The organism is Psychrobacter sp. L7, assembly GCF_002810365.1.
GTDB classification, from domain to species: domain Bacteria; phylum Pseudomonadota; class Gammaproteobacteria; order Pseudomonadales; family Moraxellaceae; genus Psychrobacter; species Psychrobacter celer.
This window is the reverse complement of the sequence record NZ_NEXR01000003.1, coordinates 302,448-328,250: the sequence shown is the minus strand read 5'-3', so window position 1 is coordinate 328,250 and position 25,803 is coordinate 302,448. Positions and strand designations below refer to the sequence as shown.

Below are 25,803 nucleotides of genomic sequence, written 5' to 3'. Positions count from 1 at the left end.
ATTATAAGAACGATGCCCAACCATTTGCAACCCCTATTATCATTTTCATGATAATTTATGGCGTTATTTTTTTATCACCTTCATTTTACTGACTTTTATAGGTTACTTATGAGCACAGCCGCCGTCCCTGCCTTGGACAAAACCTTTCAAATACTAGATTTGATCACCGATAGCAGCCAACCACTGACGGCCGCTCATATTGCTAAGGCGCTGGATCTACCGCGCAGCTCCACTCACAATATCCTGCAAAGCTTGCTGGCCAAGCACGTCATCTATAAAGACAGCGACAACCGCTTTCATTTAGGCTCATATCTGATGTACTGGGCGGGCAAATACGAGCAGCAGCAAGGCGTTATTCAGTTATTCAAAGACCTTATCGTACATTACCCCATCTTGCTCCAGCATACCGTGACGTTGTCCAAGCTTGATTTGGGAGAAGTGGTGTTTTTGGCTTGTCATGAATCCCCTGCGCCGCTTGGTTTTACTTTTCGCGCGGGTGTTCGCGTGCCTGCAGTATTTTCGGCCACAGGCAAAGCCATGCTCTCCACCTTGTCGATGGACAGCATCCAATCCATCTATGCCAGCGGCTTTCCTAAACCTATCACGCCGCATGGCGTCGATAACTTTACCGATTTGTCGACCGAGCTGTCCGCCATCAAAGACAGCCGCATCTCACTTGATGATGGGCAACTGCGTGAGGGCATGTATTGTCTTGGCACCTATATCCGTAACGCCTCAGGCCATGCTATCGCTGGCATGGCGGTTAGTTTTTTGCAAGCAGAGTACGAATCCAAGCGCGCTGACGTCAGTACCGTGCTGATTGAGCTGGCCGAACAGATTGAGCAGCGTTTGGGCTTTAAAGCAGAGCCATAAACCCTCGTTTGCGTTTGGCGCAAATACTGCTACGGCGATATTTACGCTACCAATACCTGCCTGCCTCTTTGCCTTATCCATTTACTCTTTTATTTACTGTCAGTCCTTTAGCATCAGCCCTGACAAAAACGCTTGTAAATTATCATTGAGTTTTGGTAAGTAATAACCGCCCTCGACCAAGACAATCAGCGGTTTGCCTAAAGCGACCATCTTTTTTGCCAATCGCGTAAAACCTTCGGTACTCACCGCGCATCTGGCCTCTGGGTCGTCTTTGTACACATCAAACCCCAGCACATGGACGATGACATCAGGGTCGTATAGCGTCACGGTGTCGATGGCCTTATCCACATAGGCAAAAAACCCCGCTTCATCGGTGCCATGCGCCATGGGAAAATTGATATTGTAGCCATAGCCTGCGCCCCGCCCCTTTTCAAACTCGTGGCCGGTGACCGCTGGATAAAAATTGATGGGGCTACCGTGGACAGAGGTATAGAGCACATCACTACGATCATAAAATATCTCTTGGATACCCTGACCGTGATGCATGTCGGTGTCTATAATGGCGATTTTTTCGTATTTTTGCCGTAGGTACTCGGCGATGATGGCGGCGTTATTTAGATAACAAAACCCACCCGCTGCGCTCTTACGAGCATGATGACCAGGCGGCCGCGAAAAGCAAAGCTGGATATGATTGTCCGCGTGCGTTGTGTTATGTCTATCATGTGTTGTATCTTGATTGAGTAAGGCCTCAGCGGCATTGAGGGCCGTCTGCGCCGACCAATAGATAGACGTCCAAGAATGCTCACTGATGGGCGCGCTATCGTCGGCCTGGTATTTGGCGGCTTTGGCCATGATACCGATCCCTGGGTTGTCATAAGGCACAAACACACCCGTTTGCACCTGCGCGCCCAGATCCTCCTCTACTGCCAGCCACTCCTCATAGCCATGTTTGAGAAACTCAACATAACCGAAGTCATGCACGGCCAAAATAGGGCCGATACCGATATCGGTAGCGGTGGTCACCTCAAGCCCTAATGCGGCTGGCGCTTTTAGCAGCTCAGTCATCCGCTCTGGTATCTCTAGCGGCTCGTGCATCTGCCCATAAGAAAAATACGGCAAGGGCCGATGCAGGCTCAGGTTTTCGTGGCTATATATTTTCATGCTCAACACTCCTTTGTTTAACACGATTGTTCGATATTGCGGTTATATAATGCCATCAGCTTTTAGCTTGGCGATCATCTCGCTGTCATAGCCCAACTCTGCAAGCGTACTATCGGTATGTTCGCTCAGGCGCGGCGGCGGCGTACGATAACTGACCGGCGAGGCCGACAGCTTGATCGGGCTACCAAGCGCGCGCACCGGACTGCCTTGCTTGCTAAAATCGACCACCATCTCGCGGGCCAGCGCTTGCGGCATGGCTAGGGCTTCGCTGATATTATGGATCGCCCCACAAGGAATGCCTGCCTGCTCCAAAGCCGCCAACCAATATGCGCGCGGCTGCTGTGCAAACTTCTCAGCCAGCGCCTCACATAGCTCGTCACGGTGCGTCACACGGGCAGGGTTGGTCATATAGCGGCTATCTGTATGCCAATCCACACCGAGTAGCGCGCAGAGCTTGGCAAACTGACTGTCGTTACCACACGCCAAGATAAAGTGTGCATCGCCTGCCCCCGCAAACACTTGATAGGGGACGATATTGGGGTGCTGGTTGCCGAGCCTTGGTGGTATTTGGTTCGACGCCAAATGATTCATGCCGACGTTTGCCAGCATGGCTAAGGCGCTGTCTAACAGGGCCACATCGACATGCTGACCAAGACCGGTACGCTGACGCGCCAGTAGTGCCGCTTGGATACCAATGGTCAGCTGCAGTCCTGCAAACAGATCCACCACCGCCACCCCGACTTTGTGCGGCTCGCCATCACTTGGCCCTGTGATGCTCATCAGCCCTGATAGCCCTTGAATGATATAGTCATAACCTGGACGCTTGGCATCAGGGCCTGTCTGCCCAAATCCTGTCAAGGATGCATAAATCAAGCGCGGATTGCCCTGCTTGAGACTGTCATAATCTAAGCCGTACTTTTTTAGGCCGCCTACCTTAAAGTTTTCGACGACGATATCGCTGTCAGCAGCCAACTGCTTGATGATGGTTTGACCAGCTGTGGTAGTGATATCGACCGTTAGGGATTTTTTGTTGCGATTGATGGTGGCGTAGTAGGCTGATGTGCCGTCGCTGAACTTAGGCGGTGCCCAGTGCCGTGTCTCATCACCGACATTGGGACGCTCGACCTTGATGACCTCAGCACCCAAATCTGCAAGTACCTGCGTACAAGAAGGACCTGCCAATACTCTTGATAAATCGAGCACCTTGATACCGTGCAATGCCCCTTTTGCCATCTCAGTCATAATCATCCCTTATCATTTGGTGTGCGCGTATACGCTATTTTTTATATACATACAATTGTGATGCGTCATCTCATGACCTATCGCTCCAGATAAACAAATGACGCATCGCAACTAAAAAATGTACGCCACTGCTCAGCAAGCACTAGGCCAAGCAGTAACATACATAAGATCAGCGGTACTGATTAATAAAACGCTTGCAAGCCTGTTTGCGCACGCCCCAAGATTAAGGCGTGGATATCGTGCGTGCCTTCGTAGGTGTTGACCGCCTCTAGGTTCATGACGTGGCGAATGATATGGAACTCATCAGAGATACCATTGCCGCCATGCATGTCACGTGCCACACGAGCGATGTCTAGCGCTTTACCGCAGTTATTACGTTTGATCAGTGAAATCATCTCAGGGGCAGCGTTGTCTTCATCCATCAAACGGCCAACGCGCAGTGCCGCTTGCAAACCAAGAGCGATCTCTGTTTGCATATTGGCAAGTTTGAGCTGCACCAACTGCGTTGCGGCCAGTGGGCGGCCAAACTGCTTACGATCTAGCGTGTACTGACGCGCCGCTTGCCAGCAAAACTCAGCTGCGCCCATCGAGCCCCATGCGATACCATAACGGGCTTTGTTTAAGCAGCCGAAAGGCCCTTTGAGTCCGCGGATATCTGGGAAAGCATTGGCTTCAGGGACAAACACCTTATCCATGACAATCTCGCCTGTCACTGAAGCACGTAGTGAGAACTTGCCCTCGATCTTTGGTGCGGACAAGCCTTTCATGCCTTTGTCTAAGATAAAGCCACGAATGTCGCCTGCATCGTCTTTTGCCCAAACGACAAACACATCGGCGATGGGACTGTTGGTGATCCACATTTTATTGCCTGTCAGCTCATAGCCGCCCTCAACCGCACGCGCGCGCGTCGACATAGACGCAGGGTCTGAGCCTGAATCCGGCTCGGTCAAACCAAAGCAGCCGACATACTCGCCCGTTGCCAGTTTTGGTAGATACTTCTCTCTTTGCTCCTCTGTGCCATACGCATGGATAGGATGCATGACAAGGCTTGACTGTACGCTCATCGCCGAGCGGTAGCCTGAGTCCACCGCCTCTACTTCCTTGGCAATCAAACCATAAGCGACGCTCGACAGACCTGCACAGCCATAGCCTTCGATGGTGACACCCAGCAGCCCCATCTCGCCCATCTGGCGCATGATGTTGCGGTCAAAATGCTCATTGCGGTTGGCGTCGATGATATTTGGCATCAGCTCTTTTTGAAAAAACTGACGCGCACTGTCTGTCACCATACGTTCTTCGTCAGTGAGCTGGTCACGCAATAAAAACGGATCTTGCCAATCAAAACTTGGACGCGTAGATGTTGCCATGTGGGTCTCCTTGATATCGATCGTCCTGATCGATGAGTAATAATAAATGGATGGTAATAACGCTGATAACCGGACTCAACCAATTATTGACTTTTCAATTCCGCTATGCGAAACTTAGTTTCATAATATAAACTATTTAAGCAAAATTTTGTCACGCTGTAAACCTTTATCAAAAAAATGAGGCAAAAATGTCTAATTCTCTAACAGCCGCCCCCTCTTTACTGACGCGTATGAATAACACTCTCACCCAAAGCAAAGACGACAATGACCGTCAGTTTGTCACCGCGCTTGGCCGCGGGCTGATACTACTGGCCGCATTTGAGCAGCACGAGCAGCTGAGCCACCAACAGCTTTGTCAGATGACTCATCTACCAAAAGCCACGGTGACTCGCCTGATTCATACGCTTCTCACCCTTGGGTTTTTGCGCACGACAGAGCACGGACAGTATGAGCTGGGCAGTAGTGCCGTGCGCCTGAGTGCAACGGCATGGAGTCGTCACGATATGGTGGCGACCGCCGAGCCGCTGCTACGGCAGTTTGCCAGTAGCAATGAAGTATCGGTGAATCTGGCCACCGAAGTCGAAGGAGAGATGCGCTATCACGCTTGCTGTCGTAGCCCTGCCCGCCTGTCGGTCAATCTACAAGTCGGCTCTGCCGTGCCTGTGGCTCGTACAGCGATTGGACGCGCGTTTTATGCCGTCAGCACCAAAGCTCGGCAAGCTGTCATCAAAGACAACCTACGCGCGCATTTGTCTGACACAGACTATCAGCACGCACAAACGGCGCTGGATGCCGCTGTGGCACATTATGATGCGCACGGCTATACATTGTCTGACGGAGAGTTTTCTACCGATATATTGGCAGTTGCGGTTGGGGTTTTTGACGTCGCCACTGGGCGATACGCTTATTCGCTAAATGCTAGTGTGCCCAGAGCCAACTGGGATGCTGATGAGTATGCAAAGATGATCGTGCCAAAACTACAAGCACTGGCGCTCAAGATCGGCCGCGGCGAGTGAGATGCAAAGGATTGGTTCACATGCGCACCCAGAAAAATATACGCATTAAACTGCCAGTTATTAGCACTCTGTTACCCAATTAACACCCAGCAGTGATATCATAGGCGCATAATATAAGCGAGCAGTTTGAGCGCTTTATCTACATCTAATAGCGATGATAATAACAGAGTGGTTTTTTGTCGGCCATCTCTGTGAATTGTTATCGCTTTTTTTAATATCTATGTATTACTGTTGAGTGTCGTTATGCCCCAATCTCGTACCAATTTGAACCCAGAACCCAAGACCAGCTCACCTTATTTGATGGGCTTGCTGCTGCGCTATAGCACCTTTGGTGCTGCCATTTTGATTTTTTTGGCGGGGCTATTACTAGTCAACTGGTGGCTCATATTTCTTGGTGGTTTTGGCGTGGCACTTGGCGTTTATGATTTGATTCAGTCCAAGCACTCTATCTTGAGCAACTACCCTGTGGCAGGTCACATTCGCTATGTGCTAGAGGATTTTCGTCCTGAGATTCGCCAGTATTTGTTAGAAGATGACAAAGAACAAGTGCCGTTTTCGCGTCAGCAGCGCGCCCTTGTGTATCAACGCGCCAAAAACGTCAGCGATACCAATGCTTTTGGTACTTTGGACAATCTATATACGCAAGGCAAAGAGTGGTTTTTGCAATCAGCGGTCAGCCAACCTTTAGAAAACAAAGACTTCCGTATCATCGTGGGCGGCGAGCGCTGTCTGCAGCCACACGATATGTCGGTATTTAATATCTCGGCGATGAGTTTTGGTAGCTTGTCTGCCAACGCTACCATGGCACTCAACCAAGGTGCCAAGATGGGCGGGTTTACCCATGATACGGGAGAAGGTGCCATCAGCCCTTATCACCGTAAGTTTGGCGGCGATTTGATTTGGGAGATTGGCACGGGGTATTTTGGCTGCCGTGATGACCATGGCAACTTTGACCCCCAGTCTTTTGCCGAAAAAGCCGTCGACCCCCAAGTAAAAATGATCGAAATCAAACTCTCACAAGGTGCCAAGCCGGGTAAAGGCGGCGTCTTGCCAAGCGAAAAAATTACCGCAGAGATAGCCCAAACCCGCCAAGTACCCATGGGTCAAGACTGCGTATCGCCTTCATCACATAGCGCGTTTAGCACGCCGCGTGAGCTGGTCGCATTTTGGCAGCAGCTGCGTGAGCTATCGGGCGGCAAGCCAGTTGGCTTTAAGCTCTGCGTGGGTCAGCCTTGGCAGTTTATGGCGATTGTCAAAGCCATGATCGAAACCGACAACTATCCTGATTTTATTGTCATCGATGGCGCAGAAGGCGGGACAGGTGCCGCACCTGTTGAGTTTATGGACAACGTCGGCATGCCCATGGTCGAAGGGTTTTTGTTGGTGCATAATACCTTGGTCGGTGCAGGCATCCGTGACAAAATCAAGCTCGGTGTCAGTGGCAAGATCGTCTCAGGATTTGATATTGCCCGTATGATTGCCCTTGGTGCTGACTGGTGTAACTCTGCTCGCGGCTTTATGTTTGCGGTTGGCTGTATTCAGTCGCGCTCATGCCATACCAATACTTGCCCTGTCGGCGTGGCAACGCAAGACCCTTATCGTCAAAAAGCGCTGGATGTACCGAGCAAAGCTGAGCGCGTGGCAAACTTCCATAAAAACACCCTCAAATCCCTAGCCAGTATCGTCGGCGCAGTGGGTCTGCAGCACCCAAGCCAATTGCAGCCATACCATATCGCGCGCCGCCTCGATGATGGTCAAATCAAACTTCTCTCAAAGTTCTTTTACTTTGCTGACCAAGGCGCGTTGCTAGAACAAAGTGCGCGTGCCGATGTCTTTAATCAGATGTGGGTGATGGCCAATCCTGATAGCTTCTTGGCCAACAACGACGCCCTTATCGCTTATAACAAAGACTCGCGTGATAAAGGCAAAGAGACCAATGCGCCAACTGAAAAAACCACGGCTATCGCCGAGGACATCATCGATGGTGGCATGCTCATCGGTAATGTCAACAACACCTTTCGCGACTTACCGCCTGATCATGACTAGTCGCGTATCACAGCTGACCAGCGGTGTTCTGTACTCACAAATAAAGGCCGTCGACTGATGCCAAGTGCCACCTCACTCGGCACGCTAGCAAGCGTGGCCCTACTCGCGCTGAGCCTCAGCGCCTGCTCCCCGGCAGCCACTGACGCTGCTAGCGACTCATTGCAGTGGGCCTGTCAGGTACAGCAGGCGCCGTTTGCTTATAGCGCCTGTGCGATTGAGGCGTCAGCGCTGGGTGATAAGCGGCATGCGCTACAGCTATTTTGGCAACAGCCTGATAGTACGCAGCCTTTACTCAGCTTTGATGAGTTGTTGGCGGCGCTACCAGCCGGCCAGACTCTCAGCTTTGCCATGAATGCTGGCATGTATAATGAGCGTTTTGCCCCTATTGGCTATACTGTCATCGAAGGGGTAGAAAAGCGCGCTTTAAACCTAAAGTCAGGCGGTGGCAATTTTCATTTATTGCCCAATGGTGTACTGTGGTGGGAGCGTGACGGCAAGGTGCAGATCACAGAATCTCAAGCACTCAGCGAGCAGCTAAACGGCGGGCAAGTGCAGCCATGGTATGCCACTCAATCAGGGCCGATGCTGGTGCTTCATGATCAGATACACCCAAAGTTTAACCCCGAAAGCCAATCCGCTAAAATCAGAAACGGGGCTGGCGTTTGTCGTGATGGCAGCATTCGGTTTGTCCATAGCGACGAGCCTGTGACCTTTTATCAATTTGCGACCTTATTTAAGGACTACTTGGGCTGCCCGAATGCCTTGTTTTTGGATGGTGGCGTGGCCTCGGCCCTATACGCGCCCAGCATCGATCGGCACGATAAAAAACAGATGGGCGTGATGATTGGACTGGTCGACAGCTCTGACTAGACCCTATTAGGGCGTGTCCTCAATTCAATCGCCAGCCATCTAAATGAGGACGCGCCCTAAAATATAACCGCAAAAAAGCACCTAAATAATAAAAATATTTAGGTGCTTTTTTATGTGACACGCCCATGACTGCGCTGGGCGTTAACATTTTATTGATCAAGCCGCCACTGGGAAAAGTCGATGCAAGCTTAGCTACCCAAACTCATTTTAGGGCCAAACGGCTCATAATGTACACTATCCACGCCATGATCGAGCGTCATGAGCCCATCGATCATACTCTCCATAAATGGCATTGAGCCACAGACATAAATGTCCGCAGGCTTAGGTAGGTTGGCAAGCCATGCAGCGTCCAATAGCTGTCCTGACTCAAAGTAAAAAACATGCCTCTCTACCGTTTCAGCTTTTGCTAGCAGTGCCTCGACCTTGTCTGCAAAGGCGTGATGGGCTTTGTTTTGACAGGCATATACCCAGATGATCGGCCGCTTTGGATTGGCCATAATCTGCGCCTCCAACATAGCCAGTACAGGCGTCACCCCTACGCCTGCGCTCATCAGTACCAGTGGCACCTCGTTTTGGGTCATCAGGTGTTGCTCCAGCACAAAGTCGCCAGCTGGTGCCGATAACAAAATCGTATCACCGACGTTTATGTGGTCATGCAGATGGTTTGAGACCAAGCCATGATGCGCGTTGCGATTGTCGCGTCTGACCGCAAACTTGATGCCCTCTTCGGTATTTGCTGAGTACAGAGAATAGTGACGCAAAGCGGTGTGATCGCTGTCTTTGGGGTCTGTTTTTACAGTGATATATTGTCCAGCACTCAAGCGCATTTTATGCAAATCAATCGCTTGATGGTTTGCCGTATCGCCGTCTTTATACTCGTTGCTGGGCACCGCGGTAAAGGCAGCAATATCCGTCGCCACCGCGGTCTTTTGCGTTACGGTAAACGGCGCAAAGCCTTGCCACAGCGCAGACTCATACATGCCTTGCTCGATTTGGATAAACACCGAAGCAATCTCATCATAAGCCTCTGTCCAAGCATGGATAATCTCATCCGTTGCCGCCTCACCCAGCACTTCTTTTATCGCGCCGATGAGATGCTTGCCAACGATAGGATAATGCTCAGGTAAAATCTGCAGGGCGCGATGCTTATGGCTGATTTGAGTGACTTGCGGCAGTAGTGTTGCCAGCTTGTCCAGATGCTTTGCTGCCGCCAGCACCGTCATCGCCAGCGCCGTCTGCTGACGCCCAAGCTTTTGATTGGTCTCATTAAAGATATCCAGCAGCTCAGGATGCTCGTCAAACATGTTTTTATAAAACACCGTGGTGATGGCGGTGCCGTGCTCTTCGAGTACAGGTACGGTGGCTGTGACGATTTCTAGGGTTTTTGGTGATGCCATGATAACTCTCTTAGTGATTGCTATATAAAAAGGTTGTTACTGATAAATGAGTCATTTCACAAGTATTTATAAAGTGATTAAAAATTACTTGACTTAAATAGTTAGTTGACACACTTTATAAGATTCATTTTAAATGAATGTTAACATATTTTATTACGTATACCAATGCGCTATCGCCATTCAGCCGTTTTTTAAGCAAAAAAAGCAGCCATGATGATATCAATGACTGCTCATGAAAAAACACTAATTCCAGCTATGCTAATGATTTATAAAGACAAATATCAGCATTAAAAGCCGCTAACCATCTTTAAAAACCCAAATATATCAACACCCTGCTATAAAATCAACGCGCCATATAGTCGGTCATTTCTTCAACCCCATGCAGCGTCATCGGATACATTTTATGATCAAATAGCTTTTTTATTTCACCGATGGTCTGAGTATATTGCCAGTACGCGGGGTTTTCTGGGTTGAGCCACGCCACTTTATCAAAGTGCTCAAGCACACGCTTTAGCCACACTACACCCGCTTCGTTATTCATATACTCGACGCTACCGCCCACCGAAAACAGCTCATAGGGCGACATCGACGCATCGCCGACAAAGATGACGCGATACTCACGGCCATAGGTATTGAGCAGCTCAAAAGTCGGCATCGGGGCACTGTGCCGACGGTTATTGTCCTTCCAGACGTAGTCATACAGACAGTTATGAAAATAAAAAAACTCTAAGGTCTTAAATTCGTTTTTTGCCGCCGAAAACAGTTTTTCTAGCGCCTCGACATGGACATCCATACTACCGCCGACATCGAACAGCATCAACACTTTAACGCGATTGCGGCGCTCAGCTTGCATATGAATATCGAGTACGCCTTTTTTGGCCGTGCGCTTGATGGTCTCATGGATATCGAGCTCGTCGGCGCTGCCAGTACGGGCAAACTGGCGCAAGTTGCGTAGCGCCATCTGAATCTGGCGCGTGCCCAGCTGATTGTCGTCATCGAGGTTACGATATTTGCGCTGCTCCCAGACTTTGACCGCACTGCGTTTACGCGACTCACCGCCGACGCGCACCCCTTCAGGATGATCACCATAAGCGCCAAACGGTGAGGTGCCGCCAGTACCGACCCATTTGCTTCCGCCCTGATGACGCTCTTTTTGCTCCTTTAGACGCGCCTCAAGCGCCCTCATCAACTCCTCAAGCGAGCCGTATTTTTTGAGCAAGCGCCGCTGCGCTTCGGTCAAATTTTTGGGATCTAGCTTGAGATCGAGCCACTCTTTTGGGATATCTGTCAGCTTGTTCATCAGCTCATCGATATCTAAGCTGTCGATACCTTCAAAATAATCGGCCATGGCGCGGTCAAATTTATCAAAATGACGCTCATCTTTGACCATACAGAGGCGAATCAGTCGGTACATATCCTCGCGACTGGCAAAGGTAGACAGTGCTGGGTTTTCAGGATGTGGCTGCATCATCAGCCCCTGCTCGAGCGCAGCGTTTAGATCGAGCAGCTCGCGCGTGCTGACTGGCACGCCGTAAGTCCGCAGGGTATAGAATAATTTGATAAACATAAAATACGCATCACTTATTGGCTGATAAGGTTTGATTGGCATCATCATGCTGACAGCGATATGACACCAGATAACGCTGTCAGTCCATACGCCTAACGACGCATCATGTTGGCAAAACGTTGCAACAAGCTCACATCCGCTTCGTTTTTGAGTAGCGCGCCATATAGCGGCGGGATCGACTTTTCACCGCGCAAGTTTTCTTCTAGCTCTTGTTGTGCCATATCATCGGCCAATAATAACGTTAACCAATCGACCAATTCCGACGTTGATGGTGGTTTTTTAAGCCCTTGAATACCGCGCAGCTTATAAAAGATATCCAGCGCATCATTGACCAGTTTTTCTTGGATATTGGGGAAGTGCACCTCAATGATTTGACGCATGGTGTGCTCATCAGGGAAATCGATGTAATGAAAAAAGCAGCGGCGCAAAAATGCGTCGGGTAGCTCTTTTTCGTTGTTTGAGGTGATGATCACCACTGGACGCTGCTCGGCGGTGATGGTCTCGCCTGTCTCATAAACATAAAACGACATTTTATCAAGCTCGTGTAGCAAGTCATTGGGGAACTCGATATCGGCTTTGTCGATCTCATCAATCAATAGGACGCTGCGCTCTTGACTGGTAAAAGCCTCCCAAAGCTTACCGGGTTTGATATAATTGCCAATCTCATACACCTTGTCGTCACCGAGCTGCGAGTCGCGCAAGCGTGAGACCGCATCATACTCATACAGCCCTTGCTCAGCTTTGGTGGTTGACTTGATATGCCAAGTAATCAGCGGCATCCCTAAACTTGCGGCCACTTCTTCTGCAAGCAAAGTTTTACCTGTACCAGGCTCACCTTTGATTAACAGCGGCTTTTGTAGTGTCATCGCTGCATTGACTGCCAGTTGTAAATCATCGGTGGCGATATAGCTTTGCGTGCCGGTAAAGGTATGGTTGGTCTTGTCCATCTTGGTCGTCATAGTAAAGTCTCAGTTATCGTTATCAATAAAGCATTTTATAAAATAGCACTCACAAATTAGAGTAGCATAGGCTGATGAATTGCCAAAATACTCATGCGTTCGTCATCCTTCCGATCAGCGCTTCTTACGCCCTAAATATGGCGCATAATGATTAGCCATAAAAAAAGACACACATGGTGTCTTTTTTACAGTCATTAAGTTTATAGTTATCGAGCTTATAGTTATCGAGCAAATTAAACCACGCCGCTATTGACGCCCAGCTTCTTACCCTTTGTCTATCGTATCGTTGGGATTGGCCTGTTTAGACAGTATGCCCTCATTTTTGGCACCGCGCTTTTTGAGATCCAGCGTTTTGTCAGTCTCAGTTACTGGTGCGTGATCATGAGCCTTCGCATGCTCAGTTACCTCAGCGTTTTCGGCCAGATAATTGCCTGCGGTCAGCTGCATGGTCGCCTGCGTATCAGCTGCGGTGCGGCTCCGTGCTTTGTCTAGGCTCGACTCAAAAGCACCGCGTATCAGCTGCCAGACAAACCCAACGAACAAGCCCACCACCAGCACCACCATAATGGGCAACATATTGGCAATGGCACCTGCGTAGTCTTTCATCATCACCGCATACACCACACTGATACTGGCAGGGGCAATCTCGCTAGGGTCATCGAGCGCGGTACCGGGCGCGAGCAATATGGCAAACAACACCATCCAGCTCATACCGCCGAGTGGACGCGGCAACATGCGCGCCACCAGCAGCCATAATACCAGCACGATCACCGTTCCCCCAAGATAGGCATACATGGGCAGATCGGCGGGTGGGACATCTTTTACCAGCTGTCCCCACCAAATAGCAATCTCTCCTAAGATATCACTGATACTCTCAAGCGGTAAGCGATGCAATATGTTTTTTAACCAGTCCATGCGTGTTTTATTACCTGCGTTTATCACCAGTAGCGCCAGCAGCGTCTAGTGGTATTGGGTAAGTTTTGCCGTACTAGGGCGTGTCCTCAATATGACAAAATATATAATAGACATGTGTACTTAACAGAAGATCAGTTTATCACGACTTCCTAGGATGTGTCCTCAATCGACACGATAAAGGCAAAGACACGCGTCTGAGTCTTGCATGCCTTTATCCTTAAGTGCCATTAGCTTTGAATGCCATCAGTCATAAATACTATCTTGTGCTTCGCGGGCGCGTAGCTCTGCTTGGCGGCGCATGACATCTTGCGGCGGCAATTGCACAAAGTACCCTTGTGCTTGGAGCTTTGCCAGCACCTCTCCCTTATCGACGCGAGCCAGCTTCGAGGTGGCGGCCAAATCCAGATGCATAACAAACTGACTACGCCCTAGCCCCGCACGAAACTCTTTGGGCAATACCCCCAGCCAGTCTTTAATCTCATCAGTATCATCTGGATAATCAGGACGCGCAATGTAGATGTACATATCATCATGTTTGGGAAATTTATAAATATCGCAATGCATAAAAACAACCTATCAGAATCTATCGCCATAGGTTAGCATATTTCGGGCAAACATCAGTAGTCGCTTTACGTTCTGCTATGGTAAACCGACTAAAAACTGACGACGCACTCAAGAGGACAAACACCGATATAGCGCTGTCATCATGCCTTACTACTGACAATCGCTGCGGCAAAAAAGACTTTTTGCCAAAATTATCGACTTTAATGGCGCAGATGACTTGTAAAAGGGCGGTGAACCTTTCATAATAAAAGCGTTTTTCAGGAGAGAGTCTGCAGGCATACCTATCTACTATCAGGTCATTGAAATAAAAGACCGGCAACGATACGTATCCGCCCATCATGGTAATGTCCTATTGAGCATTATCCACAGACCACCGAAGGCGCATCTACCCTGCCAATCGCTCAGGTAAAAGGACTGAAAAACACATGTCATGATTGTTTTGCGGCGACACCTAACGCGTGGCCTACAAACATAAGGCATAACAAATCTGGAGAGCGGTAAGGACGGACGACGCCTTACCCACCGAAGGGGAGAAAATGCGACAGCATCGCGATGGCAAGAGTAAAGCAAAGGCTTTAGAGACCACGACGATGTGCCGTATTGAAAATCTCAGGTGACAGGACAGATAGGGCTTTTGCTTAAACCGACGTTTGGCGTCTGTTTGGCTGATTGCTCTATTTTTTGTACCACCCTTGGTTGCGATACTTGCGCCCTGCAAGATTGCTACTCACTATGATAATGCACCTCTGCCCTGCTACTTTGATAAGTTACGACTGATTATCAAATGCGGCTGATGCTCCATAAGGATTTGTTATGACCGATACTCACAATACCAGCACTCCAAACACAAACACCGCAGCCCCCAAACGCACGCCCCTTTATCAGTCTCACGTCGATAGCGATGGCAAGCTGGTGGATTTTTCTGGTTGGGAGCTGCCCATCCATTATGGCTCACAAATCGAAGAGCACGAAGCGGTACGTACCGATGCCGGTATGTTTGACGTATCGCACATGGTCGTCGCCGATATCAAAGGCGTAGATGCCAAAGCATGGCTACAAAAGCTACTGGCCAATGATGTCGCCAAACTAAAAACCGTCGGCAAAGCGCTGTATTCAGGCATGCTCAATGAGCAAGGCGGCATCATCGATGACCTAATCGTCTACCTAATGAATGAAGACGCGACCGAATATCGCATCGTCTCAAACGCGGCCACCCGTGATAAAGACATGGCACAGTTTCACAAAGTCGCAGCAGGTTTTGACATCAGCATCACCGAGCGCCCAGAGCTGGCCATGATTGCCGTACAAGGCCCCAATGCGGTCGAAAAACTTACACAAGCAAAACCAGGCTGGGCTGATGTGTTAGCAGGCCTAAAGCCTTTTGTCGGCGCTGATTTGACCGATATCGAAGGCGCAGATTGGTTTGTCGCTCGTACCGGTTATACAGGCGAGGATGGCGTCGAGGTCATCATGCATGGTGATGATGCGCCAGCATTCTTTGAGCAATTAAAAGCTAATGGCGTTAAACCTGCTGGCCTTGGCGCGCGTGATACCTTGCGTATGGAAGCGGGCATGAACCTTTACGGTCACGACATGGACGAAGAAACCAGCCCGTATGAGTGCAACATGGGCTGGACGCTGGCGCTAAAAGATGAGCGCGACTTTATCGGTCGTGATGCCTTAGTCAGTAAGCGTCAACAAGCAAAAGATGACAACACCGCCATGAAACAAGTCGGCTTACTACTGACCACCCGCGGCGTCTTGCGTGAGGGCATGACCGTGACCATCAACCAAGGCACAGACAATGAGCAAACCGGTATCATCACCAGCGGTACCTTCTCCCCTAGCCTAAAAAACTCGATCGCAATTGCACGCGTGCCTGCCAGTTTATCAGATGAAGATAGCGTACAGGTCGACCTGCGCGGCAAAGGCAAGTTCGTCGATGTGCGCGTCGTAAAACTCCCTTTTGTCCGTAACGGCAAACAGCAGTTTGACTGATATCGCTGATAAATTTTATCATTAACGTCCATTATTTTATTCACCATCCTCACTTAGGAGAGACCCCATGAGCAACATCCCAGCAGAACTAAAATACATCGCCAGTCACGAGTGGCTGCGTTTAGAAGAAGACGGTACGATCACTGTTGGTATCACTGACCATGCTCAAGACCTACTCGGCGACGTGGTATTTGTCGAATTGCCAGACGTAGGCGACATCCTCGCCGTCGACGACGAAATCTCTGTGGTCGAGTCTGTAAAAGCAGCCTCTGACGTCTATGCGCCTATCTCAGGTGAAGTGGTTGCGATCAACGAAGCACTAGAAGATGATCCAGAAATCATCAACTCTGACCCGTACGGTGAAGGCTGGTTCTTTAAAATCAAACCGGACAACATCGCCGATTACGAAGCATTGATGACTGCTGAAGAGTACGAAAACGAGCTGTAATCTACTCAGATTTATATCTTTCTACTCAGTCTTTGTTTAAATTTATATAAGCAACACGGCGGATACTGGCGGCAGCTGGTATCTGTTTATCCTACTGTTAGACCGTTTTTAAGCCGCTTTGAAAAACACAGCGGCAAAAACACGACTGCTAAACAATCTGATAGGTTCTGATTGGTAATAATCTGATTTATCGCGACGATTTACTTGTTAGATGCGGACGCGATTCGCAATTATAGCCCCAGCCCCGCTTTGATGATGCGCAAGTGGGTCACTCAATCCTCAGCATGGACTCTCTTATGACCCCTGACAATGACAAAAAAACCAGCATTGCCACACTCGATCGCACAGCGACGCTACAGGCGTTTTGTGACGTCGTAGAGTCTCGTCGTTCGGTGCGTCGTTTCACTGACACACCGATACCAGATGCCGTACTGGCAGACTGTCTGCGTCTGGCCATGCTGGCACCCAACTCAAGCAATCTGCAGCCGTGGGAGTTTTATGTCATCGATGATGCAGACACACGCAAACGTGCGATAAAAAACTGCATGAACCAAAACGCGGCAAAAACCTCAGCGCGTCTCATTGCAGTGGTGGCGCGTACTGACGTATGGCAAGACCACGCCCAGCAGATATTGCGTGAATACCCTGATAAACCTGTCCCAAAAAAGGTAAAAGACTACTACAACAAAATCGTCACTTTAGACTTTTTGCGTGGCCCTGCCAACATCGTCTCTGTAGCCAAATGGGGTGCAACTCAGGTCGCAAGACGCCTCAAAGGGCCAATTAAGTCGCCTTACTATACCTTTGAAGACACCAAAAACTGGGCCACCAACAATACCGCTCTTGCCGCCCAAAATCTGATGCTAGCTTTACGTGCACATGGCTTTGACAGCTGTCCAATGGGCGGCTTTGATGAACCTGCGATGAAGCGACTATTAGGTTTAAGCGACGACCACCATATCGTCATGATGATTGGCGCAGGCGAGCGCGCTGACAATGGTATTTACAACACCCAGTTTCGCTTTGATCAAGCTCAATTTGTTCATTACGTCTAAACCCGTCATTAGTTATTAATATTAGCTATTAATATCCGTTATTTTAGCCATCTCCTTTACCACTCCCTTAACCAAGGAATGTCATGACTATCTCTCAAAACCCAACGTTTGATACCTTCCAAGGATTATTTAACGAAGCTGAATTTGTCTATCGTCATTTAGGCTCAAACGATGCCAAACAAGCTGACTTGCTCAGCGCCGTTGGTTATCAAGATATGGCAAGCTTTATCAACGATACCGTGCCTGAGCCTGTGCGCTTGCACAAAGCGCTTGAGCTACCAATCGCGATGAGTGAGCATGCTGCACTTGCCAAGCTACGCACCATGGCAGACGACATCACGGTAAACAAAAGCTACATCGGTCAAGGCTACTCGCCAGTACGTATGCCTGCAGTCATTCAGCGTAACGTGCTAGAAAACCCAGGCTGGTATACCGCTTATACGCCTTATCAAGCAGAAATCGCCCAAGGTCGCCTAGAAGCATTGCTTAACTTCCAGCAAGTATGTATCGACTTGACAGGATTGGAGATGGCAGGCGCGTCATTACTTGATGAAGCGACGGCTGCGGCAGAAGCGATGGCGATGTCAAAGCGCGTGAGCAAAAGCAAATCCAACCAGTTTTTTGTGGATGAGCGCATCTATCCGCAGACCCTAGATGTCATCAATACTCGTGCCAAGTACTTCGGTTGGGAGGTCATCGTCGGTGATTTTGAAACCGCCAAATCAGGCGACTACTTTGGCGCGATTTTCCAATACGTCGGTGTTGAGGGCGATGTAAAAGACTTAACCGACGTCATCGCCGCGGTCAAGAAAAACAAAACCTACGTCAGCGTCGTCAGCGACATCATGAGCTTGGTGTTGTTAAAGTCACCAGCCGATATGGGCGCAGATGTGGCACTTGGTAGTACCCAGCGCTTTGGCATTCCAATGGGCTTTGGTGGTCCACACGCCGCCTATTTTGCTTTCTCTGACAAAGCCAAGCGCTCAGCACCTGGCCGTATCATTGGTGTGTCAAAAGATTCGCAAGGCAATACCGCGCTACGTATGGCACTGCAGACACGTGAGCAGCATATCCGCCGCGAAAAAGCCAACTCAAACATCTGTACCTCACAAGTATTGCTCGCCAACCTTGCAGGTATGTACGCGGTTTATCATGGTCCAGGCGGCGTCAAACGTATCGCCACTCGCATCCATGCGTTTGCAACTGCCTTTGCTGATGTGATCAAATCTGCGGCTGACAGCAATCTTACCGTGGTGCATGAGCAGTTCTTTGACACCGTGGTCATCGATTGCGGCTCAGAAAAGCTGGCCACCCAAATCTTTGAAAACGCAGAAAACATCGGCTACAACTTATGGCGTCTAGGTACGACCAAGCTGAGCGTGGCCTTTAGTGAAACCAGCGACGCGCAAGACTTTAAGGCGCTAACGCAGTTGTTTGTCAGTAAAGCGCATGACTTGCCAGCAGAAGCCCGCGTGTCACTCGATAGCGCGCACTTGCGTACCGATGACATCCTGACCCATCCGGTGTTTAACTCGCACCACACCGAGCACGAAATGCTGCGCTACCTAAAGTCGCTAGAAGACAAAGATTTGGCGATGAACCGCAGTATGATTTCACTTGGCAGCTGTACCATGAAGCTAAACGCCACCAGTGAGATGCTACCGATTACTTGGCCTGAATTTGCCAACGTGCACCCCTTTGCACCGCGCAGCCAAGTCACCGGCTATATCGCCATGATCGATAGCTTACAAGATCAGCTAAAAGCCATCACCGGCTTTGACGATGTATCGATGCAGCCAAACTCAGGTGCTTCTGGTGAATACGCAGGCCTACTTGCCATTCGCCGCTACCATGAATCATTGGGCGAAACAGAGCGTAATGTGTGTCTGATCCCGCAGTCGGCACACGGCACCAACCCTGCAACGGCCATGATGATGGGCATGAAAGTCGTCGTCGTCAAAACTGACGAAAACGGTAACGTAGACATTGAGGACTTGACGGCAAAATGTGAAGAGCATAGCGCAAGCCTAGGTGCGTTGATGATTACTTATCCATCGACGCACGGGGTGTTTGAAGAAGGCATTCGTCATATTTGTGACTTGATTCATAAGCATGGCGGTCAGGTCTATATGGATGGCGCCAACATGAACGCACAGGTCGGCATGATGCAGCCTGCTGATGTCGGTGCTGACGTACTACATATGAACCTGCACAAAACTTTCTGTATCCCGCATGGCGGCGGCGGTCCTGGCATGGGCCCTATCGGCATGAAGGCGCACTTAGCCCCCTTTATGGCCAACCATACGCTAAGCCCTGTACACAACGCGCAAAAAGACTGCTCAGCGGTATCGGCAGCGCCTTATGGCTCAGCGAGTATCTTACCCATCTCTTGGATGTATATCACCATGATGGGCCGCGATGGTCTGCTAAAAGCCACGGAGCTTGCGCTCTTAAATGCCAACTATGTTGCCACTCAGCTACAAGACCACTACCCTGTTCTTTATACGGGCAAAAACGGCCGCGTTGCGCACGAATGCATCATCGATATCCGTCCGCTAAAAGAAGAGACGGGCATCACTGAGAGCGATATCGCCAAGCGTTTGATGGATTATGGTTTCCATTCACCAACGATGAGTTTCCCAGTTGCGGGTACGTTGATGATTGAGCCAACTGAGTCTGAGTCTGTCGAGGAACTGGACCGCTTCATCAGTGCACTTAAATCTATCAAAGCTGAGGCTATGAAGGCCAAAGCTGGCGAAGATGGTTGGACATTAGAAGACAATCCATTGGTCAATGCGCCGCACACTGCCGCGATGATTACCAGTGAAGAATGGACGCATCCATATAGCCGTGATACCGCTGCATTCCCACTGCCGTACATCCGCGCTCATAAGTTCTGGCCAAGTGTGGCACGTGTCGATGACGCCTATGGCGATAAAAACCTTATGTGCTCTTGCCCAAGCATCGAAAACTATATGTAGTTTGCAAACAACTATAAACAGTTGATATAAAAACAAACCTCCAAGTCAGTAGCTGATTTGGAGGTTTTTATTTGGCTTGAGATATTTAGCGCTATACTATTCATATCATCAAGTTGTTAACCGTACGTTTTTAATAGATATCATTTTTAATGGAAGTCAGCATGCCACAAAAAAACCGAGTTATTCTCATCCATGGTCTGCACCAAACCGCTTGGATTATGCGACCATTGGCCAAACGCTTACAAGTAGCAGGATTTGATACTTATCAATTTGGCTATCGCAGTATGCGTGACGGCATCAAAACTCATAGTGCCCGATTAAATGACTGGCTAGAAAACCATCATTATCCTGACGAGCCAATCGATTTGGTCGGTCATAGTTTGGGTGGTTTGATTATTCGTGATTTTGTCGCTGAATATCCACAATGGCAAATTGGGCGTTGCATAACGCTCGGGACACCGCATTTAGGTAGTGTTTGTGCAGATTATATTTGGCGCCTAACCCCAGCTGTGGTGGGACGCTCTTACATCGATGCACTAGATGGAACCGTCGCACCGTTACCGGAGCATATTACCTTAGGCGTGATAGCAGGTAATCGCCCTTATGGCTTAGGGCAGTTGTTTTTACAGTATCATAATCGCAAACTGCGGCAGGCAGATAACATGCCATCAGCAGAATATCTGCTACACGATGGCACGGTATATATAGAAGAAACTAAAATAGCGGCCGCAACTGACCACATCGTCCTTCCCGTCTCGCACACTGGGATGCTGGTCGACAAAGCGGTCGCCGAGCAGACCCAATATTTTTTACGACATGGACAGTTTAAACGCTAAAAATGCTCGACATTAAAAACACTAAGCCTAACCAAACCTCATAGATGAGATTATCTTAAGCTTTTATACCCATACCCTGCTGTAGCTCGGTTTTATGCCCTTTAATCACCGGTATCAAGGTTTGCATCACCCACTCATTGCGCCAGCCTTTTAAGCCTTCTGGCAGCTCGGTTAGGTCTTTATCAAAGGCAATGATTTCATAGAGCTGCGCCAGCCATTTTTTGCGCATCAAGACATTGGCAGGCACACCGATTTTTTCTGCGTGCGTATCGATCGCTTGCTGCACCGCTTTTGATAGGACTTTGTTTTTAGAGCGATATGGCGGTAGCAAGCAGGCAGGATGCTCAGCAGGATGCAGGTTTTTGGCTTCCTTAATCACCTTGAGCAGCTCTTCACCATAGAGGCGTAGCATGCTGCGGTGCATGGTGGTTTTGTGCGCAAGCTCGCGCATGCTGCTGGGTTTTTCGGTGATAATTTCACGTACCGCTTGTTTTTTTATGACAAAGGTACGCGGCTGATTGGTCGCCCGCGCCAGCTCCTCGCGCCATGTCGCCACCGCCTGTAGTATCGCCATCTGTTCAGAGGTATAACGATAATCCGCCATCGTTAAATACATCTCATCGTCGGCCACATGCTGCGCGTCATACAAGTCACTGGCATAAAGCTGACAATCCGCCCATACATAGTCAAAGAGATCTTGCTTTTTTAGCTCGTATTCAAGACTTAGATAAAGCGCGGGCAAAAACCGTACGTCGTCTATCGCATACTGCTCTTGCTCATCCGATAGCGGACGCTGTAGCCAGTCAGACTGGCTTTGTTCTTTATCGATATGCATGTCTAACTGGTCATCAAGCGCTTGCTGATAACCCATTTGTAATTGACCCGTCAAATACGACAGTGCAATTTGCGTATCAAAGATATTGGTGAGAGGCGGACAGCCAGACAACAGATAAAAAATACCCAAATCTTCGCCGCAGGCATGCCAAATCGCCACATCCACTTTCATCAACGCTTGCCAAAACTCGTCCAATTGTAGTCGCGGTGCGTCTAATAGATAGATATGATCGCCTGTGTTGAGCTGCACCAAAGCCAAACGCGGATAGTAGGTATCACGCTTGATAAACTCGGTATCTAACGCCACGCGCCCGCACGTCGCCAACGCCTCTATCACGTCAGCCAAACCCTCTTGCTCACGTACCCATGTCACATCGGCGTCTTCTGCGATGTCTAATAAAGCATCGATGTCAGGCTTAGGCGGCAGGTCTACTGACCCTGCGCCGGTATTGACTGGCATCGCCGGCTCGTCAGCGGTAGCCGCAGGCTTTGAATGATTGGATGGAGTAACAGCGGTTGAGATATGGTTGGACACGGGCAGATACCTGCATAGATAAGAGAGAATAAAACGCCAAGTGCGTTTTACGATAGTGAAAAGTAAGCACAATAATAAAACTTGCCAGCCTGTAATTATAACAACTTCATACCCTAAAATGGGCACAAGCCGCGTTTTGTCTCACAAAAAAAGCCTGCATGGCATCGCAGTAGCAAAAAACTATAAAAACGAGCGGTTTTGCATGGCTTGCCCGAGGGTCATACTATCGAGGTACTCAAGCTCGCCGCCCATCGGTACGCCTTGCGCCAAACGAGTGATTTTACTGACATGACGATTGACCGCTTCACTGATAAAGTGCGCGGTGGTCTGGCCTTCGACCGTGGTACCCGTCGCCAATATCAGCTCTGCCACTGGCTCCTGCTTGACCCGCCACACCAGCTGATCGATATTTAAATCATCAGCACTGATGCCGTCTAGTGGTGACAGATGGCCACCTAAGACAAAATAACGACCACGGTAACCTGCCGTTTGCTCTATCGCCATCACATCGGCGGCGGTTTCGACCACGCATAACAGCCCATCATCACGCCTCGGATCTTGGCATAATGGACAAATCGCCTCATCACTGAAGCTATGGCAGCGCTGGCACTCAACGATATCTCGCATTGCTTCATCCAGCGCTTGCGCGAGCGCCATGCCTTGCGGGCGTTTTTTGGTCAGCAAATGGAGCGCCATACGTTGGGCGCTTTTTTGTCCCACGCCTGGCAAGATACGCAGCTGTTTGACCAGCTGATCGAATTTGGCTGTCAGCAAAGTGTCTTCCTTTTTTAACTTCATGTATAAATCGTAGCTATAAAAATGGGGTCGTATCGTGTCGATAACAACCCCATTTTTGTGTTCAGCGTGCTGTTTTTGGCGGCTAAAGGCTTTATATTTCACATGTTTTTTTAGAACCATGCCAGATACTTGCTTTGCTTAGCCTGCCCTTGAGCTATTTAAAACAAGCCTTGCATACCTGGTGGTAGACCCATGCCTGAGGTCGCGCTCGCCATGGTTTGCTCATATAGCTCATCGGCTTGACGTACTGCATCATTGATCGCAGCAGCGATGAGGTCTTCGATCATATCTGGCTCGTCTTCTAATAAGCTAGGATCGATGGTCAAACGCTTGACCACGTGACGACCAGTCATGGTGACTTTGACCAGACCACTGCCCGCTTCTGCTTGTACTTCTTTGTTAGCCAGCTCTTTTTTGGCGTTTTCAACGTTTGCTTCGACTTTCTTTTGCATCGTTTGTGCTTGTTGCATCAATGCTTGAATATTCATAATCGCCTCTTGGTATTTTATGGAAATACGTAACGTAATGCGTCGGTTTTCATCACGTCACGTTTATGCGTTGACGGTGATTATACCGTTATCTTTACAAACTGTCTAAGCCGCGCGCCAAATCTTTGATGATATCTGCCACGTCCTCCAGCCCAACCGACAAACGAATGAGACTGTCTTTGACACCCGCTTCTGCGCGCGCCTCAGCGCTCAGGCGAAAATGGGTGGTGGTGGCAGGATGAGTGATGGTGGTTTTGGCATCGCCCAGATTATTGGTGATAGAGAGCATTTGAGTGGCGTCTATCACATGCCAAGCAGCTGCTTTTGCATCCCTGATACCCGCATCAGAGCGGGCTTGCGGCTGCACCTCAAACCCCATAATAGCGCCGTAGCCACCTTGCATATGATGTTGCTGCGTGGCAAGCGCATGAGCGGGATGATCGCTTAAGCCTGAAAAATGCACGGTGCTAACATTGGGATGATTGGCCAAAAACTCTGCCACTTGATTGGCGTTTTGGCAGTGCGCCTGCATACGCAGCTTTAGTGTCTCAAGCCCTTTGGTAAAGACCCACGCGTTGAACGGGCTCATACTGATACCGCCTGAGCGCACCACGGTAAAGGCATCTTGCATCAGCTTATCACTACCGACCAGCGCGCCGCCCAACACTCGGCCCTGACCGTCTAGATACTTGGTCGCCGAGTGAATCACTACATCCGCGCCCAAATCTAATGGCCGCTGCAGCGCCGGCGTCGCAAAGCAATTATCAACGACAAGTAATATACCATTGGCTTTACACAGCTCGCTTAAATAGCCAATATCACAAATTTGCGCGAGTGGATTACTTGGGCTTTCGCAATATATCACTTTGGTGTTTGGCTGCACCGCTTTTGCCCACGCGTCATTATCGAAGCAATCGACATAGCTGACCTCGATCCCAAACTTTGTCATGTAATTATTAAACAATCCAATCGATGAGCCAAATAGCTGATTGGCCGCCAGCAGATGGTCGCCTGCTTTTAGGTAGGCCAAACACATGGTCAAAATCGCGCCCATGCCTGAAGCGGTGGCTACCGCGCGCTCGCCATTCTCAAGCGCAGCCAAACGCCGCTCAAACGTACGCACGCTGGGATTGGTATGACGTGAGTACACGTTACCTGTTTTGCTACCGTTAAAGTGCGCAGCAGCATCGGCGGCCGACGCATAAACATAGGAGCTGGTGGTAAAAATAGCCTCTGAATGCTCGCCTTCATCGGTACGATGGTGCCCAGCTCGTACTGCGATGGTTTGCATACCATAATCAAGGCCTAAATCGAGCGCATCGCTGCGCCAGTTTGGATCCAGTGTATTTAATTTTTTATCATCCTGCGTGTGCGACTGACTCATATATCTTCCATTGCCTTGGTGAGTACTGGGGCGTGTCCTCCACTCAGTCGATTATCATCTGCACGGGCTGATGAGGGCACGCCTTAAATTAATAAGGGGTGATTGGTAAAGTGACGGCATATCTTTGTCGAACTTACCTATCCGCCTTATCATAGCATGTCAACTTATTCCAAACATCTGGTTTCAAAGGTCAGCTAAATCGTATTTTTGCATACTCAGTCCAGCGGCATACGAGCGCGTAGCAGACCCACTATCACCTTGGAGAGACGCTACAACACGCTGAGCCATTTAACAAAAATAACGTATTTATAATAGGCAGATATAGCAACAACTGCTAAGCTTAGCGTCGATTTCGAGTTAAGCTCAGATTTTACCTGACGCAGTACTATTATCGATTTGCTAATCAATGCTATTATTTCAAAACCTCTATTTTTTGTGGTCATAGACAGCGTAACGATAAGGTCGCTGT

General features: G+C 49.3%; 21 protein-coding genes and 2 riboswitches. Of the genes, 9 read left to right on the top strand and 12 right to left on the bottom strand.

Annotated features, from left to right (window positions below):
- Nucleotides 1-108 precede the first annotated feature (108 nt).
- Entirely contained in the window at nucleotides 109-873 is a 765-nt protein-coding gene (locus CAP50_RS05095; protein WP_100749368.1) for an IclR family transcriptional regulator, read from the top strand.
- A gap of 99 nt (nucleotides 874-972) precedes the next feature.
- Here the strand turns inward: CAP50_RS05095 and CAP50_RS05090 are convergent, their stop codons facing one another.
- The 3 genes from CAP50_RS05090 to CAP50_RS05080 all read right to left on the bottom strand — a co-directional run bounded on the left by CAP50_RS05090 (nucleotide 973) and on the right by CAP50_RS05080 (nucleotide 4,643).
- Entirely contained in the window at nucleotides 973-2,034 is a 1,062-nt protein-coding gene (locus CAP50_RS05090) for a histone deacetylase family protein (RefSeq protein WP_100749242.1), read from the bottom strand.
- A gap of 42 nt (nucleotides 2,035-2,076) precedes the next feature.
- Nucleotides 2,077-3,276 (bottom strand): CaiB/BaiF CoA transferase family protein, encoded by a 1,200-nt coding sequence (locus CAP50_RS05085; RefSeq protein ID WP_372046436.1) that lies wholly within the window; start codon nucleotides 3,274-3,276, stop codon nucleotides 2,077-2,079.
- 182 nt (nucleotides 3,277-3,458) lie between these two features.
- Nucleotides 3,459-4,643 carry an acyl-CoA dehydrogenase gene (locus CAP50_RS05080; RefSeq protein ID WP_075101114.1) on the bottom strand — a complete coding sequence of 395 codons (1,185 nt, stop codon included), beginning with the start codon at nucleotides 4,641-4,643 and terminating at the stop codon, nucleotides 3,459-3,461.
- Nucleotides 4,644-4,831: 188 nt separating this feature from the next.
- Between CAP50_RS05080 and CAP50_RS05075 the strand changes: the two genes are divergently transcribed.
- From CAP50_RS05075 to CAP50_RS05065, 3 genes are all read left to right on the top strand, one after another.
- A complete protein-coding gene (locus CAP50_RS05075) occupies nucleotides 4,832-5,659 on the top strand; it encodes an IclR family transcriptional regulator (protein ID WP_083608518.1) in 828 nt (275 codons plus the stop codon).
- Nucleotides 5,660-5,902: 243 nt separating this feature from the next.
- Entirely contained in the window at nucleotides 5,903-7,705 is a 1,803-nt protein-coding gene (locus CAP50_RS05070; protein WP_100749241.1) for an FMN-binding glutamate synthase family protein, read from the top strand.
- Between the two features lie 57 nt (nucleotides 7,706-7,762).
- Nucleotides 7,763-8,575, top strand: a complete 813-nt coding sequence (locus tag CAP50_RS05065; protein WP_100749240.1) for a phosphodiester glycosidase family protein — start codon at nucleotides 7,763-7,765, stop codon at nucleotides 8,573-8,575.
- Between the two features lie 188 nt (nucleotides 8,576-8,763).
- On the opposite strand, the gene CAP50_RS05060 is transcribed toward CAP50_RS05065, so the two are convergent.
- The 5 genes from CAP50_RS05060 to CAP50_RS05040 all read right to left on the bottom strand — a co-directional run bounded on the left by CAP50_RS05060 (nucleotide 8,764) and on the right by CAP50_RS05040 (nucleotide 13,977).
- On the bottom strand, nucleotides 8,764-9,972 hold the full coding sequence (locus CAP50_RS05060) for a globin domain-containing protein (protein WP_100749239.1): 1,209 nt from the start codon (nucleotides 9,970-9,972) through the stop codon (nucleotides 8,764-8,766).
- A gap of 343 nt (nucleotides 9,973-10,315) precedes the next feature.
- Nucleotides 10,316-11,539 (bottom strand): vWA domain-containing protein, encoded by a 1,224-nt coding sequence (locus CAP50_RS05055; protein ID WP_100749367.1) that lies wholly within the window; start codon nucleotides 11,537-11,539, stop codon nucleotides 10,316-10,318.
- Nucleotides 11,540-11,631: 92 nt separating this feature from the next.
- Entirely contained in the window at nucleotides 11,632-12,486 is an 855-nt protein-coding gene (locus tag CAP50_RS05050; protein ID WP_075101109.1) for an AAA family ATPase, read from the bottom strand.
- 276 nt (nucleotides 12,487-12,762) lie between these two features.
- The gene (locus CAP50_RS05045; protein ID WP_241900654.1) at nucleotides 12,763-13,413 is read right to left on the bottom strand and encodes a hypothetical protein; all 651 of its coding nucleotides are present in this window, start codon (nucleotides 13,411-13,413) and stop codon (nucleotides 12,763-12,765) included.
- Nucleotides 13,414-13,656: 243 nt separating this feature from the next.
- Complete coding sequence (locus CAP50_RS05040; RefSeq protein WP_100749238.1) at nucleotides 13,657-13,977, bottom strand: YcgL domain-containing protein; 321 nt, start codon at nucleotides 13,975-13,977, stop codon at nucleotides 13,657-13,659.
- Nucleotides 13,978-14,225: 248 nt separating this feature from the next.
- Nucleotides 14,226-14,404: riboswitch (glycine riboswitch) on the top strand.
- 50 nt (nucleotides 14,405-14,454) lie between these two features.
- Nucleotides 14,455-14,612, top strand: a riboswitch (glycine riboswitch).
- A 178-nt stretch (nucleotides 14,613-14,790) separates the two neighbouring features.
- On the opposite strand from CAP50_RS05040, the gene gcvT reads away from it, so the two are divergent.
- The 5 genes from gcvT (at nucleotide 14,791) to CAP50_RS05015 (ending at nucleotide 21,295) form a co-directional block, all read left to right on the top strand.
- The gene (gcvT, locus tag CAP50_RS05035) at nucleotides 14,791-15,975 is read left to right on the top strand and encodes a glycine cleavage system aminomethyltransferase GcvT (RefSeq protein ID WP_100749237.1); all 1,185 of its coding nucleotides are present in this window, start codon (nucleotides 14,791-14,793) and stop codon (nucleotides 15,973-15,975) included.
- A gap of 67 nt (nucleotides 15,976-16,042) precedes the next feature.
- Nucleotides 16,043-16,423 carry a glycine cleavage system protein GcvH gene (gene gcvH, locus CAP50_RS05030; RefSeq protein ID WP_075101105.1) on the top strand — a complete coding sequence of 127 codons (381 nt, stop codon included), beginning with the start codon at nucleotides 16,043-16,045 and terminating at the stop codon, nucleotides 16,421-16,423.
- Between the two features lie 296 nt (nucleotides 16,424-16,719).
- Nucleotides 16,720-17,478: a nitroreductase family protein gene (locus CAP50_RS05025; protein WP_100749236.1), complete on the top strand. Its 759-nt coding sequence runs from the start codon at nucleotides 16,720-16,722 to the stop codon at nucleotides 17,476-17,478.
- Between the two features lie 83 nt (nucleotides 17,479-17,561).
- Nucleotides 17,562-20,459 carry an aminomethyl-transferring glycine dehydrogenase gene (gene gcvP / locus CAP50_RS05020; RefSeq protein WP_100749235.1) on the top strand — a complete coding sequence of 966 codons (2,898 nt, stop codon included), beginning with the start codon at nucleotides 17,562-17,564 and terminating at the stop codon, nucleotides 20,457-20,459.
- 161 nt (nucleotides 20,460-20,620) lie between these two features.
- Nucleotides 20,621-21,295, top strand: a complete 675-nt coding sequence (locus tag CAP50_RS05015) for an esterase/lipase family protein (RefSeq protein WP_100749234.1) — start codon at nucleotides 20,621-20,623, stop codon at nucleotides 21,293-21,295.
- Nucleotides 21,296-21,350: 55 nt separating this feature from the next.
- Here the strand turns inward: CAP50_RS05015 and CAP50_RS05010 are convergent, their stop codons facing one another.
- The 4 genes from CAP50_RS05010 to CAP50_RS04995 all read right to left on the bottom strand — a co-directional run bounded on the left by CAP50_RS05010 (nucleotide 21,351) and on the right by CAP50_RS04995 (nucleotide 25,334).
- Nucleotides 21,351-22,664, bottom strand: a complete 1,314-nt coding sequence (locus CAP50_RS05010; RefSeq protein ID WP_241900653.1) for a ribonuclease D — start codon at nucleotides 22,662-22,664, stop codon at nucleotides 21,351-21,353.
- Between the two features lie 180 nt (nucleotides 22,665-22,844).
- Entirely contained in the window at nucleotides 22,845-23,438 is a 594-nt protein-coding gene (gene recR, locus CAP50_RS05005; protein ID WP_075101236.1) for a recombination mediator RecR, read from the bottom strand.
- Nucleotides 23,439-23,620: 182 nt separating this feature from the next.
- Nucleotides 23,621-23,950 (bottom strand): YbaB/EbfC family nucleoid-associated protein, encoded by a 330-nt coding sequence (locus CAP50_RS05000; RefSeq protein WP_075101100.1) that lies wholly within the window; start codon nucleotides 23,948-23,950, stop codon nucleotides 23,621-23,623.
- 94 nt (nucleotides 23,951-24,044) lie between these two features.
- Nucleotides 24,045-25,334, bottom strand: a complete 1,290-nt coding sequence (locus CAP50_RS04995; RefSeq protein WP_075101099.1) for an O-succinylhomoserine sulfhydrylase — start codon at nucleotides 25,332-25,334, stop codon at nucleotides 24,045-24,047.
- Between the last annotated feature and the right edge of the window lie 469 nt (nucleotides 25,335-25,803).